Source organism: Pseudomonas sp. EpS/L25 (genome assembly GCF_001512295.1).
GTDB lineage: Bacteria > Pseudomonadota > Gammaproteobacteria > Pseudomonadales > Pseudomonadaceae > Chryseomonas.
The window spans coordinates 57,956-72,939 of sequence record NZ_LNUP01000014.1; the positions used below are offsets into that span (position 1 = coordinate 57,956).

At 67.9% G+C, this 14,984-nt stretch carries 15 protein-coding genes; 5 read left to right on the forward strand and 10 right to left on the reverse strand.

Annotated features, from left to right (window positions below; translation table 11 throughout):
• Positions 1-2: 2 nt before the first annotated feature.
• From AR540_RS15165 to AR540_RS15185, 5 genes are all read right to left on the reverse strand, one after another.
• Positions 3-1,301, reverse strand: a complete 1,299-nt coding sequence (locus AR540_RS15165) for a flavohemoglobin expression-modulating QEGLA motif protein (protein ID WP_059230045.1) — start codon at positions 1,299-1,301, stop codon at positions 3-5.
• 100 nt (positions 1,302-1,401) lie between these two features.
• Complete coding sequence (locus AR540_RS15170; protein ID WP_059230046.1) at positions 1,402-2,157, reverse strand: putative hydro-lyase; 756 nt, start codon at positions 2,155-2,157, stop codon at positions 1,402-1,404.
• Positions 2,154-3,473, reverse strand: a complete 1,320-nt coding sequence (locus AR540_RS15175; protein WP_059230047.1) for an MFS transporter — start codon at positions 3,471-3,473, stop codon at positions 2,154-2,156. The genes AR540_RS15170 and AR540_RS15175 overlap by 4 nt, the downstream gene beginning before the upstream one ends.
• An 87-nt stretch (positions 3,474-3,560) precedes the next feature.
• Entirely contained in the window at positions 3,561-3,773 is a 213-nt protein-coding gene (locus AR540_RS15180) for a hypothetical protein (RefSeq protein ID WP_153014255.1), read from the reverse strand.
• A gap of 151 nt (positions 3,774-3,924) precedes the next feature.
• Positions 3,925-4,350 (reverse strand): VOC family protein, encoded by a 426-nt coding sequence (locus tag AR540_RS15185; RefSeq protein WP_059230049.1) that lies wholly within the window; start codon positions 4,348-4,350, stop codon positions 3,925-3,927.
• A 153-nt stretch (positions 4,351-4,503) separates the two neighbouring features.
• On the opposite strand from AR540_RS15185, the gene AR540_RS15190 reads away from it, so the two are divergent.
• A complete protein-coding gene (locus AR540_RS15190) occupies positions 4,504-5,391 on the forward strand; it encodes a LysR family transcriptional regulator (RefSeq protein WP_059230322.1) in 888 nt (295 codons plus the stop codon).
• Between the two features lie 114 nt (positions 5,392-5,505).
• Here the strand turns inward: AR540_RS15190 and AR540_RS15195 are convergent, their stop codons facing one another.
• On the reverse strand, positions 5,506-7,116 hold the full coding sequence (locus tag AR540_RS15195; RefSeq protein WP_059230050.1) for an inorganic phosphate transporter: 1,611 nt from the start codon (positions 7,114-7,116) through the stop codon (positions 5,506-5,508).
• Positions 7,117-7,432: 316 nt separating this feature from the next.
• Between AR540_RS15195 and AR540_RS15200 the strand changes: the two genes are divergently transcribed.
• Complete coding sequence (locus tag AR540_RS15200; RefSeq protein WP_059230051.1) at positions 7,433-8,083, forward strand: hypothetical protein; 651 nt, start codon at positions 7,433-7,435, stop codon at positions 8,081-8,083.
• 155 nt (positions 8,084-8,238) lie between these two features.
• Here the strand turns inward: AR540_RS15200 and zapE are convergent, their stop codons facing one another.
• The 3 genes from zapE to AR540_RS15215 form a co-directional block, all read right to left on the reverse strand.
• Positions 8,239-9,288 carry a cell division protein ZapE gene (gene zapE / locus AR540_RS15205; RefSeq protein ID WP_059230052.1) on the reverse strand — a complete coding sequence of 350 codons (1,050 nt, stop codon included), beginning with the start codon at positions 9,286-9,288 and terminating at the stop codon, positions 8,239-8,241.
• An 81-nt stretch (positions 9,289-9,369) separates the two neighbouring features.
• Positions 9,370-9,756 (reverse strand): MAPEG family protein, encoded by a 387-nt coding sequence (locus AR540_RS15210; protein ID WP_059230053.1) that lies wholly within the window; start codon positions 9,754-9,756, stop codon positions 9,370-9,372.
• A gap of 67 nt (positions 9,757-9,823) precedes the next feature.
• Positions 9,824-10,996 carry a multidrug effflux MFS transporter gene (locus AR540_RS15215; RefSeq protein ID WP_059230054.1) on the reverse strand — a complete coding sequence of 391 codons (1,173 nt, stop codon included), beginning with the start codon at positions 10,994-10,996 and terminating at the stop codon, positions 9,824-9,826.
• Positions 10,997-11,108: 112 nt separating this feature from the next.
• Between AR540_RS15215 and AR540_RS15220 the strand changes: the two genes are divergently transcribed.
• Positions 11,109-11,732: a TetR family transcriptional regulator gene (locus AR540_RS15220; protein WP_059230055.1), complete on the forward strand. Its 624-nt coding sequence runs from the start codon at positions 11,109-11,111 to the stop codon at positions 11,730-11,732.
• A gap of 6 nt (positions 11,733-11,738) precedes the next feature.
• Here the strand turns inward: AR540_RS15220 and AR540_RS15225 are convergent, their stop codons facing one another.
• On the reverse strand, positions 11,739-11,933 hold the full coding sequence (locus tag AR540_RS15225; RefSeq protein ID WP_059230056.1) for a cation transporter: 195 nt from the start codon (positions 11,931-11,933) through the stop codon (positions 11,739-11,741).
• Between the two features lie 112 nt (positions 11,934-12,045).
• On the opposite strand from AR540_RS15225, the gene AR540_RS15230 reads away from it, so the two are divergent.
• The gene (locus AR540_RS15230; protein WP_059230057.1) at positions 12,046-14,430 is read left to right on the forward strand and encodes a heavy metal translocating P-type ATPase; all 2,385 of its coding nucleotides are present in this window, start codon (positions 12,046-12,048) and stop codon (positions 14,428-14,430) included.
• Entirely contained in the window at positions 14,427-14,813 is a 387-nt protein-coding gene (gene cueR, locus AR540_RS15235) for a Cu(I)-responsive transcriptional regulator (protein WP_059230058.1), read from the forward strand. The genes AR540_RS15230 and cueR overlap by 4 nt, the downstream gene beginning before the upstream one ends.
• Positions 14,814-14,984: the final 171 nt, after the last annotated feature.

Sequence of the window (14,984 nt, forward strand, 5' to 3'; positions counted from 1 at the left end):
TATCAGAGGATATTGGCGTAGTCCGCCTCGATCCGATCCAGGCTCAGGTGATTGAGGAAGTTGGAGAAGCACATCCAGGCCGCCAGGGCATTGAGGTCCTGGAATTGCGCGGGCAGGTACTTGGGCGGCACCACTACGCCCTCGTCCACCAGCTGGCGCAGGATGCGCATGTCTTCCAGGGTGGTCTTGCCGCAGAACAGCAGCGGGATCTGCTCCAGCTTGCCCTTGCGCACCGCCAGCTGGATGTAGTTGTAGATGAGGATGAAGCCCTTCAGATAGGACAGGTCCTTGGTGAAGGGCAGCCCGGTGGGCGTCGAGCCGCGGAACACCCGGCTGGCGTTCTGGTAGCCCGCTTCCAGGTCGTAACCCTGCTCCTGGAAGAGGCGGAAGACCTCGAGGAAGTCGGCGCCGTCCTCGGCCAGGTGGATGGCGCGGGTGCGGTTGGTCAGCTTGCGCAGCCGGGTCGGATAGGAGGCGAAGGCGATCACCTCCATGAGGATCGCCAGGCCTTCCTGGGTCACGGTGGACGACGGCGGCCCCTTGGCCAGGAAGGTGCAGATCGGCTGGTTCTGGCCGTTGAGGGTGGTACCGACGTGCACCAGCCCCTCGTGGACCTCCAGGGCGCGCACGTCCCGCTCGTTGAACAGGGCATCGGCGCGCACCTTGATGTAGTCGGCACCGGCCGCGGCGTCGGCGACGATGCCATCGGACTCGAACACCCGGATGGTGCCCTCGTTCTCGCCGAACACCTGGTTCAGCCGCGCCTGCAGGATGGGCACCGCGTCCTTGGCGGTCAGGGTCTTGGGCTCGTCTTCCAGGGCGCCGCGATGGGCGATGTTGTCCAGGTAGCTGGACATCATCATGCCCAGGTCGGCCAGGGTCGGATCGCCGGCATGGAAGGCGTCCGAGGCCGCGCCATAGAGCTCCTGGGAGATCAGCCCGAAGTCCGGGGTGCCGCGCGCCTGCAGCATGCGGATCACCATGCGGTACTCGCGGCACATGCGCCTCATGATCTGGCCGACCGGGTTGAACTGGCCGAGCTGGCGGGTGATCTCGCGCTCGATGCTCTGGAATTCCCCCTTGAGCGCATCGCCGTCGAAGCTCAGCGGCCGGCCCTCGTAGAAGGCGCGATCCACCGCCGGCAGCCGCTTGCCCTTGCCCTCCAGGAAGCCCTGGCGTACCCCGTCGTCCCACTTCACCGCATCGAGGATACGGATCGGCGCCTGGGCCGCGACGATACGGTCGGACAGTTGGCGGATGGTCTGGTGATAGGGATCGAGAAAGGGCTGGCGGGCATTCATGACGGGAACCGGTCGACGAACGAGAATACAAGGATGGCCGCTGCGTGGGCGTTTGCCTAGGCTCGGGCGGTGAATCATCGCCCAAGCCGGCACGCGCGGCCTAGCCGAAGGCTTCCGGGCGCTGGTCCAGCACCAGCATGTGCCCCGGATAGTGGGAGATGCAGTAGGGACTCTGCAGTTGGGGCAGCACCTGCTGTGGCGTCACCCCGCAGGCCCAGAACACCGGCACGTCATCCTCGCCCAGGGGCGGCACTACGCCGAAGTCCGGTGCCTGCAGGTCGGCGATGCCCAGCGCCGCGGGATCACCGATGTGGACCGGCGCGCCATGGCCGCTGGGGTAGCGGGCGGTGACCAGCACCGCCTGGCTCATCCGGGCGCGGGGTACCGGGCGCATGCTCACGACCAGGGTACCGGCCAACGGCCCTGCCGGCACATTGGGCAGGGTGGTGGTATAGACCGGCGGCGCTGCGGTACTCACCGGAATGCCAGCGCGGCGCAAGGGCGCGTCGAAGGTATGGCTGCAGCCCAGCAGGATGGCGACGGCATCGTCACGCCAGTAGGCTTCGACGTCCGTGGGTTCCGCAACCAGTTGGCCCTGCTGCCAGACGCGATAGCGCGGCAGCATGGTGCGGATGTCGATGGCCGCCCCCGGCAGGGGGACCCGGGGATCGCCTGCGTCGCCCACCGCCAGGATCGGGCAGGCCTTGGGATTGCGCAGGCAGAACAGCAGCAGCGCATAGGCCTGGGCCTGCGGCACTATCACTAGGTTGGCCTGCTGATAGTCGTCGAGCACCCCGGCGGTCGGCGTGGTCCATTCTCCCCTGGCGATCCGGGAACGCAATTCGGCCGGCGTCATTGCAGCGCTTCCTTGGCAGTTTCCCGTACCAGGCGCAAGGTCAGCAGGGCGATGACCGCCGCCGTCACCAGCAGGAAGCCCGGCATCAGCAGGTTGCCGGTCTGCGCCATCAGCCAGGTGGCCAGATAGGGGGTGAGGCCACCGCCGAGGATAGCGCCGAGGTTGATGGCGATGGCCATGCCGGTGTAGCGCACCCGCGTGGGGAATTGCTCGGCATAGGTGGGATAGCCCACCGACTGCACGATGGGCATGGGCAACGCCGCCACCAGCACCGCCACGGCGGCCAGCCAGATATTGCCCTGGGCCATGAGCAGCATCATCGGGATCACCAGCACCACATAGGCGGTGAAACCCAGGGTCAGCACCCGGCGCCGGCCCAGGCGATCCGACAACCCGCCCCAGAACGGCATCATCAGCGCCGCGCAGAGGCTCACGCCCGCCATGATCCAGTACACCTGGGCCTTGGGGTAGCCGAGGTGGGTGGTCAGGTAGAGATTCATGAAGATGAGTCCCACCCAATAGCCGGCGTTCTGCCCCAGGGCGAGCAGCATGACCTTGAGCACCGCCGGACGCTGCTCGGCGAGCACCTCCCGGACCGGCGCCTTAGGCGGCTGGGCCTGGGCCAGGAAGCGCTGGAATGCCGGGGTTTCCTCGACGTTGTGCCGCAGCAGCGCGGACAGCGCCACCAGTGGCAGTGCCAGCAGGAACGGCAGGCGCCAGCCCCAGGCCTGCATCTCCTCGACACCCAGCATGCTGGTGGTGAGGCCACAGACGATGGCGGCCAGGGCCCCGCCCAGGGCGACACCGACCGGGGTGAAGGCGCCGAAGAAGCCCCGACGGCCCTGGGGCGCCGACTCGGCGACGAAGGCCGCGGCGCCGATCACCTCGCCGCCGGCGAAGAAGCCCTGCACCAGGCGCAGCACGACCAGTAGCACGGGCGCCAGCAAGCCGGCCTGGGCGGTAGTGGGCAAAAAGCCGATGCCGGCGGTCGCCAGCCCCATGCCGATCACCGTGGCCAACAGCACCGCGCGCCGGCCGTGTCGATCGCCCAGACGCCCGAGCAGCACCCCACCCAGGGGACGGATCAGGAAGGCGCTGCCGAACACCGCCAACACGGCCAGCAGAGCGGCGGTGGGATCGTCGCCGGGAAAGAACAGCGGCCCGAGGAAGGCGGCCATGAAGCCATAGACGCCGAACTCGTAGTATTCGATGGCGGTACCGGTGGCGGCGGCGGTTGCCGCACGGCGCGCCAGGCGTTCGTCGTCGGCCAGGGAGGCGTGAACAACGAGCGGAGCGGGAGAGAGCACGCGAGACATGGACGTATCCTTCTGTAATGGGAACGTTGCTCGGCAGGAGTGGGGCAAGCGAAAACGGTCGGCGTCTACTGCACCGATCCGCGGGGGTCAGGCGATGCGGGAGTTGCGCGGGCCGCCCGGCGACACCGACCCGGTACCGAAGGCGGCGGCGGACGGACACTCGCGAGGAGCCATCAGGTCCGGGCCGCCGTCACGGCCGTCGCAGAGGGAGATCACGATCAGCCGGGCCGGTCGGGAGGTGGCGAGAGCACCCGGGCGACAGCTGAGGGCGGCGGACGGTGCGACGCTGGACTCGATCACCAGCCGCCGCTCGCTCGCAGGAAGTTGGATGCCAGCAAGGCTCGCGGTTTCCAAGGGGATCACCAGCGGGCAGACACATCACGGAAGGGGCGCCGGAACTCTCTGGGCTCCGGTCGCGGCGAAAGGCGAGCGGCCCCGGGGCCGCTCAGCGCTACTTGGCGAACAGCTGGCTCATGTCCTTGAAGGCCTTGAACTCCAGGGCGTTGCCGCAGGGGTCGAAGAGGAACATGGTGGCCTGTTCGCCCACCTGGCCCTTGAAACGGATGTAGGGCTCGATGACGAACTTCGTCTCGCGCGCCCGTAGCCGGTCGGCCAGGGCTTCCCACTCGTCCCAGCCGAGGATGATGCCGAAATGCGGCACCGGCACGTTGTGGCCGTCCACGGCGTTGGTGTGGGCCTCTTCCTGGGACGCGGTCTTGGGGTGCTCGTGGATCACCAGCTGATGACCGTAGAAATCGAAATCGACCCAGTGGTCGCTGGAGCGACCCTCGGCGAGGCCGAAGACATCGCCGTAGAAGTGCCGGGTGGCAGCCAGGTCGTAAACGGGAATGGCGAGGTGGAAGGGCGACAGGGCCATGGTGCGAAATCCTGGTGGGGAGGGATGTGGTCATTCTCACCCCAGGTTTTCTTGCGCAGAAAGCGTATTTTCTTCATTTCGAGCGACGAAAATTTTGTCGCTCGGATGTCCGCCCGCTACAGTGACCTGCCCAGTCCGCTGTGGATGTCCACCATGCTTCGTGAACTCAAGACCTTTCTCGCCGTCGCTCGCCATGGCAGCTTCGCTGCGGCCGGGGTGCACGTGGGCCTCACGCCCTCGGCGGTGAGCGCCCAGATCCGCGTACTGGAGCAGAGCCTGGGCGTGAGCCTGTTCGATCGCAACGGGCGCAGCTCGCTGCTCAACGCCGCCGGCCGCCGTGCCCTGCCGCTGGCCGAGGAGATCCTCGCCACCTACGCCCGTATGGCCGGGGTTGGCGCGGGCGAGGAGATCCAGGGCGAGTTGCGCATCGGCGCCATCTCCAGCGTCCAGACCGGCCTGCTGCCCGGTACCCTGGTGCGGCTGCGCCAGCGGGCGCCACGCCTGGAGCCGCGCCTGGTCCCCGGGGTGTCGCTCAGCCTGCTCAGCCAGGTGGACGCCGGCGAGCTGGACCTGGCCGTCCTGATCCGCCCGCCCTTCGAGCTGCCCAAGGAACTGCACGCCACCGCCCTGCTGCAGGAGCCCTTCGTGCTCATCGCCCCGCCGGACCTGCCGGGCGATGATCCACGGCTGCTGCTGGAGACCCAGCCCTTCATCCGCTACGACCGCCACTCCTTCGGCGGCCGCCGGGTCAGCGCCTTCCTCCGTGAGCAACGCCTGGCGGTGCGTCAGGTGCTCGAACTGGACGAGCTCGACGCCATCGTCAAGATGGTGGAGCGTGGCCTGGGCGTGGCCCTGGTGCCCTGCGCCGGTCTCTGGCTGGAGCATCCGCGGATGCGTCGGCTGTCGCTCGGCGCCCTCACCTTCCACCGCGAGTTGCAGGTCATCACCCGCCATGCCGGGCGCGACCTGCCGCCGGTAGCGCTGTTCCGCCGCTGCCTGACCGAAGCCGTGTCAGAGACTGTTCAAAGTCTCGCGAGCTAGAGACAAACAAGGCGAAAAATGGCTGAGGAAGCGGAGTTTACGAATGGTAAATGAGCATTCCGAAGCCATTTTCAACGCCGTTTGGCCGACGCGCAGCAGATTTTGAACAGGCTCTTAGAACACCTGTACCAGCAGCCAATAGAGTGACGCGGACAGCGCCATGGCCACCGGCAGGGTGAGTACCCAGGCCAGCAGCAGGTTGCGCACCGTCCCCCACTGCAACCCGGAGCCGTTGGCGGCCATGGTGCCGGCTACCCCCGAGGAGAGCACATGGGTGGTGGAGACCGGCAGGCCGAAAGCGTCCGCCGCCCCGATGGTGCCCATGGCCACCAGTTCGGCCGAGGCGCCCTGGGCATAGGTCAGGTGGGTCTTGCCGATCCGCTCGCCGACGGTGACGACGATCCGCCGCCAGCCGACCAGGGTACCGAGGCCCAGGGCGATGGCCACCGCCACCTTCACCCACAGCGGGATGAAGCGGGTCGCCTGGTCGATCTGCCGCTTGAACTCCTTGAGGTCCTCCTGCGCCTTGGGCGCCAGGCCGGGCAGGTGCTCCTTCTCCAGCAGGCGGATGGATTCCGAGGCCAGGTACATGGCGTTGCGCACGTTGGGCATGCTCTGCGCCGGCACGTTGTTGAGGGCGCCGTACTGGCGCACCTCGCGGGCGATGTCGTCGGTGATGGCCGCCAGCGCCGGCAAGACCTCGGGATTGCTCTGCCGCTTGCGCACGAACTCCAGCAGCACCCCATGGGGATCGGCCGGAGCGGCCTGGGGCGCCGCCTGGCGCAGGCCGCTGGCGGTGACTTCGGCCACGGCGGCGAACGCCGGGGTGGCGGTCGCCGGTACCGCGCGATTGAGGGCATAGGCGGTCGGCAAGGCGCCGACCAGGATCAGCATGATCAGCCCCATGCCCTTTTGCCCGTCGTTGGAGCCGTGGGCGAAGGACACCCCGGTACAGGTGAGGATCAGCAGGCCGCGAATCCACGGCGGCGGCGGCTCGGCGCTCTTGGGTTCTTGATACAGCGTCCGGTCGCGCACGATCCGCTTGAGCAGCAGCAGGAGTACCGCCGCGCAGACGAAGCCGATCAGCGGCGAGAACAGCAACGCGTAGCCGACCTTGGCCACCTGCCCCCAGTCCACGCCACTGCTGCCATCCAGCCCGCCCAGCCAGGCGTGCATCAGGCCGACGCCGATGATGGAGCCGATCAGCGTGTGGGATGACGACGCCGGCAGCCCCAGCCACCAGGTGCCGAGGTTCCACAGGATGGCGGCGATCAACAGGGCGAAGATCATGGCGAAACCCTTGCCCGCGCCCATTTCCACCACCAGGTCCACCGGCAGCAAGGCGATGACGCTGAAGGCAACCGCGCCACTGGAGAACAGTACGCCGAGGAAGTTGCAGAAGCCGGACCAGAGCACCGCCGCATTGGGCGGCAGCGAATGGGTGTAGATCACCGTGGCCACGGCGTTGGCCGTGTCGTGGAAGCCGTTGACGAATTCGAAGCCCAGGGCGATCACCAGCGCCAGCGCCAGGCCGGCGAAGGGCAGCCAGGTGGTGGGCGGGGACTGGGCATCGCTGACGTCGTTGTGGATACCCCCGAGCGTCACCGCCAGGCCAGTCAGCAGCAGCACGATGAACAGCACGACCCGCAGCGGACCGGGCTTGCGCGAACTGTGCAGGGGATGGGACAGCGGTGACAAAGCGGCGGCTGGACTGGACGAAGGCATGGGGCAAACTCCGACACGGGATCTGCCTAACCTGCGCCTGCTGCATGACGCTTTTACGTCAACGAGGTGACCAGACGACGGATGACCGCTACCTTATCCTCTGCCAGCCCGGCAACGGCCTGCTAGTGTGGTGTTTCAGAAGTTCGCGCAAGGATTGGCAGGTGATTGTTTGACTCAGGCTAGGCGCCGCGACGAGTCATAGCAGGGCTATGGCGAGGAGGGGCAACGACGCCTAAGCCAAGAGAGTGGCGCCAAAATTGTGTAGTCAACTTCTGAAACACCACACTAGGCTGGGCTTTGCCCGAGGATCTCGTCGATGACACCGCGCTGGCTGCTCTGTGGTCCCCTGCTGCTCCTGCCGATCGCCAGCAGCGCTATGGCCGCCCCCGCCGAACGCGCGCCGCGCAGCTGTGCCCAGGAACTGGGGCGGCAGCCGGCCCAGGCCCTGGCCGATACCTGCCGCGCACTCTCCCCCGCCACCCATCCGCCCTGCAACGCCGCCAACAGCTGCGCCCTGGTCCAGGACGAGATCGCCCGCAGTTGTGCGCTGTTCGGCGATGGTGAAGCGGCCAAGCAGCCCGGCTGTGGCCCGCGACCCAGCAGCGCCGAGGCCGCGGCGGCGGTGGTCCAGCGCTACTACCGGGCGCTGGATGCGCGGGACTACGGCACCGCCTGGCAGCAGTGGGGCGACGACGGCCAGCCCGGCAACTCCTACGAGAGATTCCGCCAGGGCTATGCCAAGACCCGCAGCGTGGGGGTAACGCTCGGCCAGCTCGGCCCGGTTGAGGGCGCCGCGGGCTCGCTATACGTCAGCGTCCCGGTGACCGTGAACGCCCAGTTGAGCGATGGCAGGCGCCAGACCTTCACCGGCACCTATCAGGTACGCCGGGTCAATGACGTCGACGGCGCCTCGGCCGAGCAGCGTCGCTGGCATCTGGACAGCGCCAAGCTGAGCCTAAAGCGCTAGGTTCTGTACGAAAAATCGCCGAGCGAAGGTCAGGCGAGGCGAAAAAGGCTGAGGAAGCGGATCGGACCCGCGCTCGGGTTTACGCCCGGTAAATGAGCATTCCGAGGCCTTTTTCAACGAAGCATCACCGAGCGCAGGTATTTTTCGTGCAGAACCTAATCCGGTCCGATCTGCCGTAGCTGCGACAACCGACTGCGAGTCCGCGACATGTCGGCGATGTCGCTGTCGGCCAGGGTCTCGTCGAGGGGTGCGGCGCTGACCAGGAACAGCGTCAGTCGCCGGTCGTAGAGCACGTCCATCAGATTGATGAAGCGCTGCCGGGCGGCGGAACTCGCCTCGCGCAACGGCGGTACGGCATCGAGCAGCCAGTGTTGCCAGGTCTCGCTCAGGGCCAGGTAGTCGAGCACCGCGGTAGGGCCTTCGCAAAGCTCGGCGAAGGTGAAGTGCAGCAGGCCGTCCGTGGCGCTCGCGGCGGTCAGCTGGCGATGCCCGACAGGCACCTGGACCCGCCCCTCGCCCAGGACCGGCAACCCCAGCCGGGCGCGCTGGGCGGCACTCCCTGGCCAGAGGTAGGCGCCAGCGCCGAAGGGATCGGGCTCGGCAGGGCTGGCGCTGCGATAATCCTGGGGCCCGGCTACCGGAAGGATGTCCATGTGCGCCTCGATCAGCCGGATCGCCGGCAGGAAGCGCTCGTGGTACAGCGGATTGGGCAGCAGCCCTTCGGGCGGGTAGTTGGAGGTGGTGATCAGCACCACGCCGCGGCTGAACAGCTCCTTGAACAACCGGGTGATGAGCATGGCATCGCCGATGTCGTGCACATGGAACTCGTCGAAGCACAGCAGCCGGCAGTCTTCCAGCAGTTCGTCGAGGCTGGCCGCCAGGGCGTCGATACCGGGCGGTTGGCGGAACATCCGTTCGTGCAGTTCACGAAAGAAGGCGTGGAAGTGCACCCGGCGCTTCTCGGCGAACGGCAAGGCGGCGAAGAAGCCATCCAGCAGGAAGCTCTTGCCGCGTCCTACCGGCCCCCAGAGATAGAGGCTGCGCGGCGCCCGGCGGCGGAACAGCCGGGGGCGCAACAGCTCATCGGCGAGCTGGGCGAAACCCTCGATGGCGGCCCGTTGCGCGGCATCAAGGGTGTAGCCACGCTGCTGGGCGAGCCGAGCGAAGTGCGCCAGCACCTGCTGGGCGGGCGAAGAAGACGTCATGCAGGCGTCCAGCCGAGAAAGATAGGGCGCTGATGAAGCTACAGTCTTCGCTGCCGGTCAAGACCGGCAGCGACGCTGAACTCAGGCCGCGGCGATGAACAGGCACAGGCAGCAGAAGAAGCCGCCGGCCCAGACCAGCGAGCGGCGCGTGGCGTGGTCGCGGATGTAAAGCCAGGTATAGGCGATGCGGCTGAGCAGGAAGAGGAAGGCCCAGAAGTTGATGGTGCCCTGCTCGGCACCACCGGTGACGTGGGCGACGATCACCGCCGCGGCGAACAGCGGATTGATCTCGAAGGCGTTCTGCTGGGCGGCGTTGGCCCGTGCCCGGGCACCTTCCAGCTTGCCGAGGAAGCCGCGCGGATCACGGTTGTCCTCGGGCGTGAAACCGCTGCCCTTCAACTTGGCGTAGTAGGCCGCGCCATAGGGCACGAGGTAGACGAGGAAGATGCACCAGTAGGCGAAGGTCATGTCGGCGTCCCTGGGAGTTGAGGGTTCGCCTATCTGACCCGCGCGGCCAGGAAAAATCCACTGCGGGTCAGGCCATCGCGCGGCTGTGGGTCCAGCGCGCCATCAGCGCGGTCGCCACTGCGCAGAGCGCCAGCACCGCGCACATGGGCACCAGGGTGCCGTTGTGCAGGGCGCCCACCGCGCTGGAGGCCAGGGCCGCCAGGATGAACTGCAGGCTGCCCATCAGCGCCGAGGCGCTGCCGGCATTGGCGCCCTGCCCGGCCAGGGCGCAGGCCGAGGCATTGGGCACGATGCCCCCAAGCAGCGCGATGGCGCAGAACAGCGGGATCATCAGCACCGGCAAGGCCTTGGGCTGGAAGGCGCCGACCAGCAGCAGGATCAGCCCCGCCGCCGCATAGGCCACCACCGCCCGCCGCAGCCAGAAGGCCGGCCCCTGGCGCACCACCAGGCGAGCATTGAGCTGGCCGAGCAGGATGAAGCCGGCGGCGTTGAGACCGAACACCCAGCCGTAGTGTTCGGGTTTCACCCCATAGAGTTCGATCAGCACGAAGGGCGAGCCCGAGATATAGGCGAACATGCCGGCCATGGCGATACCGCCGGTGAGGGTATGGCCGATGAAGGTGCGGTCACGTAGCAACCGCAGGTAGTTGCGCAGGGCACCGCTCAGGGGTGCGCGCGAGTGGTGAGCCGGCAGCGATTCCGGCAGCCAGAGCGCCACGGCGGTGCCACAGGCGGCGGCGAACAGCGCCAGGCTGACGAAGATCGCCTGCCAGCCCAGGCTGCTCAGCAGCAGGCTGCCGACGAAGGGCGCGATGATCGGCGCGATGCCGGTCACCAGCATGATCTGCGAGAAGGCCCGAGCCGCGGCGATGGGCTCACAGAGATCACGCACCACGGCACGAGCGATCACCATGCCAGCGCAGCCGCCCAGGGCCTGGACGAAGCGCGCGGCGATCAGCCAGGGCAGGCTCGGCGCCAGGGCGCACCCCAGGGATGCCAGGCAGAACAGGGCGATGCCGATCAGCAAGGGCAGCCGCCGGCCGAATCTATCGGCCAGCGGACCGTAGAACAGCTGACCACTGGCCAGGCCGGCGAAATATACCGCCAGGCTCAGTTGCACGTGTTCGATGTCGGTGGCGAACGACCGGGCCAGCGACGGGAAGCTGGGCAGGTACATGTCGATGGCGAAGGGAGCGAAGGCCGAGAGGGCCCCGAGAATCAACAGCAAGCGAAAGGTCATGGAAGCCAATCCGATGGAAGCGGAAGTGTCGCGCAGTTACATACAATCATGTTTGTAAAAGCGGCGAGGCGCGCTAAACTGCGTGGCAGACCCACTGCCAGCCAGACCGCCCATGCGCCGCACGAAAGAAGAAGCCGAACAGACCCGCCAAGCCATTCTCGATGCGGCGGAAGCCCTGTTCCTGACCAATGGCGTGGCGCGTACCAGCTTGGAAATGATCGCCCGCGAATGCGGGGTCACCCGGGGCGCAGTGTACTGGCATTTCCAGAACAAGGCGCACCTGTTCCACGAAATGCTTAGCCAGATAAGGATCCCGGCCGACGAACTGACCGAGCGCCTGCGTGTCGACGGCGAGGAAGACAGCCTGCAACGGCTCTACAAGCTGTGCATCGAAGGCCTGGAAAAATTCACCCGTCCCGGTCGGGAGCAGCGGGTGATGACCATTCTCCTGCACCGCTGCGAATTCACCGAGGAACTGCGCGAGGCCGAGGAGCGCGATCTGCAGTTCCTGCGCCAGTTCATCCGCATCACCGACGACCTTTTCACCGCCCAGGCCGCCCGCCTGCAGCCAGGGGTGACGCCGCAGCTGGCCAGCCGGCTGCTGCACAGCCTGTTCCTCGGCACCCTCTCCGACGTCTTGCGCGATGACCAGACCTTCGCGCCACTGCTGGCTGCCGATCAGGTCTTCACCACCTTCTTCCGCGCCATCGTGCGCGACTGGTCCCACACTGGCTGACCGCGGTCAGCCGCTGACGGTGTAACCCGCCTGCTCGATGGCCGTACGGAAGGGCGCGTCCACTTCGGCGCTGTCGATGCGCACCTCTCCCGCCTGCAGGTCCACCTCGACCCGGGCGCGAGAGTCGACCTTGAGGACCGCCGCCTCGATGGCGCTCACGCAGTGGGCGCAACTCATTCCGATTACCTTGATGACATGCATGGCCTGCTCCTGTCCGAAGAACCCTCTCTTTCCTGACGCCAACGCCAGGGGTGGGTTCCAGTGTTGACCTTGACCTCGGGTCAAGGTCAACACTGCTGACAGGAGGTGCACCATGCACGAATTCGAACTCTCCATCAGCGGCATGACCTGCGCGGCCTGCGCCGGGCGGGTCGAGCGCGCGCTGCAGAAAGTCCCGGCAGTGACCGCGGCGGGCGTCAACCTGGCCAGCGAAAAGGCTCGGGTCAGCGCACCGCCTGAGGCCGCCCCGGCGTTGGTCGACGCCATCAGCGCGGCCGGCTACCAGGTGGCCGAGGCCGAGCATGACCTGACCCTGACCGGCATGAGCTGCGCGAACTGCGCCGGACGCATCGAAAAGGCCCTGCATGCGGTGCCCGGCGTGCTGACCGCCGAGGTCAACCTGGCCAGCGAGCGCGCGCGAGTGACGACCCTGGCCGCGGTCGAGACCCAGACCCTGATCGCCGCGGTGGAAGCCGCCGGCTACGGCGCCCAGGATCGCCACGCCGAAGACGACCGCCCGGCTCCGGCGCGTCAGCGCCTATCCTGGGAAAGTCTGGAGCTGGCCCTGGCGCTGCTGCTGGCCGCGCCGCTGATCCTGCCCATGCTGCTGGCGCCCTTCGGCTGGCACCTGATGCCGCCCGCCTGGCTGCAATTCCTGCTGGCGACGCCAGTGCAGTTCCTCGTCGGCGCGCGCTTCTATCGCGGCGCCTGGCATGCCCTGCGCGCCCGCAGCGGCAACATGGACGTGCTGGTCGCCCTGGGCACCAGTGCCGCCTACGGCCTCAGCCTCTACCTGTGGCTGGTCAAGGGTAGCCCGCACCTCTATTTCGAGACGGCGGCCATGGTCATCGCCCTGGTGCGCCTGGGCAAATACCTGGAGACCCGCGCCAAACGCCGCACGGGCGCCGCCCTGCGCGCCCTGGAAGCCTTGCGTCCCGAACGCGCACGACGTCTGACGGCGACCGGCCAGGAGGAAGAGGTCGCCCTGACCCAGCTGCGCCTGGGGGATCGCCTGCAGCTCCGTCCCGGCGAGCGCATCCCCGCCGATGGCCGCATCCTGCAGGGCGAAAGCCAGGTCGACGAAGCCCTGCTCACCGGCGAGAGCCGTCCGGTCGCCAAGGGACCGGGCGATGAGGTGGTGGGCGGCGCCATCAATGGCGAAGGCAACCTGCAGATCGAGGTCACCGCCCTGGGCAGCGAGACGGTGCTGGCCGGCATCATCCGCCTGGTGGAAGACGCCCAGGCCACCAAGGCGCCCATCCAGCAGCTGGTGGATCGCATCAGCCGGATCTTCGTCCCGGTGGTGGTCGGCCTGGCCCTGCTCACCCTGGCCGGCTGGCTGCTGACCGGTCATGCCCTGGAGCCCGCCCTGCTCGCCGCCGTCGCCGTACTGGTCATCGCCTGTCCTTGCGCCCTGGGCCTGGCTACGCCGGCCGCCCTGATGGCCGGCACGGGCGTGGCGGCGCGCCATGGCATCCTGATCAAGGACGCCGAGACCCTGGAACGTGCCCAGGGCATCACCACCGTCATCTTCGACAAGACCGGCACCCTGACCGCCGGCCAGTTGCGCCTGCGCCAACTGGCCACGGCGCCGGGAATCGAAGAGCGCGAGGTGCTGAGTCTGGCCGGTAGTCTACAAAGGGGCAGCGAGCATCCGCTGGCCGCGGCGGTGCTGAAGGCCTGCCGCGAACGCGGCCTGGACACCCCACCCGCCCGGGACGTCCGTGCCCTCCCCGGCCGTGGTCTTCAGGGCAGCTGGCAGCACCGTGCGCTGTTGCTGGGCAATGCCCGACTGCTGGCCGAACAGCGTCTGGACGCCGGCCATCTCGCCGAGGCCGCCCGTGATTGGGAAGACCAGGGCCTCACCCTCTCCTGGCTGCTGGAAACCGGCACCGAGCCACGCGTCCTCGCTCTGCTGGCCTTTGGCGACGAGCTCCGCCCGGGCGCCGCTGCGGCCATCGCCCGGTTGCGCCAGGGCGGCATCGACAGCTGGCTGCTGACCGGCGATAACCGCGGCAGCGCCCGCCAGGTGGCCGCGGCCCTGGGCATCGAGCAGTGGGAGACCGAGGTGCTGCCCGCCGACAAGGCCGCGGTAGTTGCCCGGCTGCAAGCGACCAAGGGCGGCGTGGCCATGGTCGGCGACGGTCTCAACGACGCCCCGGCGCTGGCCGCCGCCGAACTGGGCATCGCCATGGGTTCGGGCACTGCCGCCGCTCGCCATGCCGCCGGTATCACCCTGCTGCAGGAAGACCCACGCCAGGTAGTGGCGGCCCTGGACATCGCCCGGCGCACCCAGCGCAAGATCCGCCAGAATCTGTTCTGGGCCTTCGTCTACAATGTCATCGGCCTGCCGCTGGCCGCCCTGGGTCTGCTCGACCCGGTCTATGCCGGCGCCGCCATGGCCTTTTCCAGTGTCAGCGTCCTGGCCAATGCCCTGCTGCTCGGCCGCTGGCGCCCGTCCGGAGATCATCCGTCATGAACATCGGCCAGGCCGCCAAGGCCAGTGGGCTCACCGCCAAGATGCTGCGCTACTACGAGCGGATCGGCCTGCTGGCGCCCGCCGGGCGCACCGACAGCGGCTATCGCCAGTACGGCGCGGAAGACCTGCGGGTGCTGGCCTTCGTCCGCCGCTCGCGTGAGTTGGGCTTCAGCCTGGAAGAGATCCGCCAGCTGCTCAGCCTCTGGCAGGACCGCCAGCGCGCCAGCGCCGACGTCAAGGCGCTGGCCAAGCGACACATCGCCGAGCTGGATCAGAAGATCGCCGAATTGACCCGCCTGCGCAGCACCCTGGGCGAACTGGTCTCCTGCTGCCATGGCGACGCCCGCCCCGACTGCCCGATCCTCGATACCCTCGGCGGCTGAGGACCTGTTCACGCTCACGCGAGCTAGAGCCAAACAAGGCGCAACGACCAACGGGAGTAACAGCCAACGGCTGGCCCGAAGGGTGAGCGCTAGCGAATCAAAGGCCTGAGGAAGCGGACCGGCCTCGCGCGCGAGCTTACGAGTGGTAAAGGAGCATTCCGACGGGGCCGC

Bases quoted from the DNA above. Each gene is read 5' to 3' on its own strand.
- AR540_RS15165 (WP_059230045.1), bottom strand. From the start codon at position 1,301: ATGAATGCCCGCCAGCCCTTTCTCGATCCCTATCACCAGACCATCCGC.
- AR540_RS15170 (WP_059230046.1), bottom strand. From the start codon at position 2,157: ATGACGCCGGCCGAATTGCGTTCCCGGATCGCCAGGGGAGAATGGACC.
- AR540_RS15175 (WP_059230047.1), bottom strand. From the start codon at position 3,473: ATGTCTCGCGTGCTCTCTCCCGCTCCGCTCGTTGTTCACGCCTCCCTG.
- AR540_RS15185 (WP_059230049.1), bottom strand. From the start codon at position 4,350: ATGGCCCTGTCGCCCTTCCACCTCGCCATTCCCGTTTACGACCTGGCT.
- AR540_RS15190 (WP_059230322.1), top strand. From the start codon at position 4,504: ATGCTTCGTGAACTCAAGACCTTTCTCGCCGTCGCTCGCCATGGCAGC.
- AR540_RS15195 (WP_059230050.1), bottom strand. From the start codon at position 7,116: ATGCCTTCGTCCAGTCCAGCCGCCGCTTTGTCACCGCTGTCCCATCCC.
- AR540_RS15200 (WP_059230051.1), top strand. From the start codon at position 7,433: ATGACACCGCGCTGGCTGCTCTGTGGTCCCCTGCTGCTCCTGCCGATC.
- zapE (WP_059230052.1), bottom strand. From the start codon at position 9,288: ATGACGTCTTCTTCGCCCGCCCAGCAGGTGCTGGCGCACTTCGCTCGG.
- AR540_RS15210 (WP_059230053.1), bottom strand. From the start codon at position 9,756: ATGACCTTCGCCTACTGGTGCATCTTCCTCGTCTACCTCGTGCCCTAT.
- AR540_RS15215 (WP_059230054.1), bottom strand. From the start codon at position 10,996: ATGACCTTTCGCTTGCTGTTGATTCTCGGGGCCCTCTCGGCCTTCGCT.
- AR540_RS15220 (WP_059230055.1), top strand. From the start codon at position 11,109: ATGCGCCGCACGAAAGAAGAAGCCGAACAGACCCGCCAAGCCATTCTC.
- AR540_RS15225 (WP_059230056.1), bottom strand. From the start codon at position 11,933: ATGCATGTCATCAAGGTAATCGGAATGAGTTGCGCCCACTGCGTGAGC.
- AR540_RS15230 (WP_059230057.1), top strand. From the start codon at position 12,046: ATGCACGAATTCGAACTCTCCATCAGCGGCATGACCTGCGCGGCCTGC.
- cueR (WP_059230058.1), top strand. From the start codon at position 14,427: ATGAACATCGGCCAGGCCGCCAAGGCCAGTGGGCTCACCGCCAAGATG.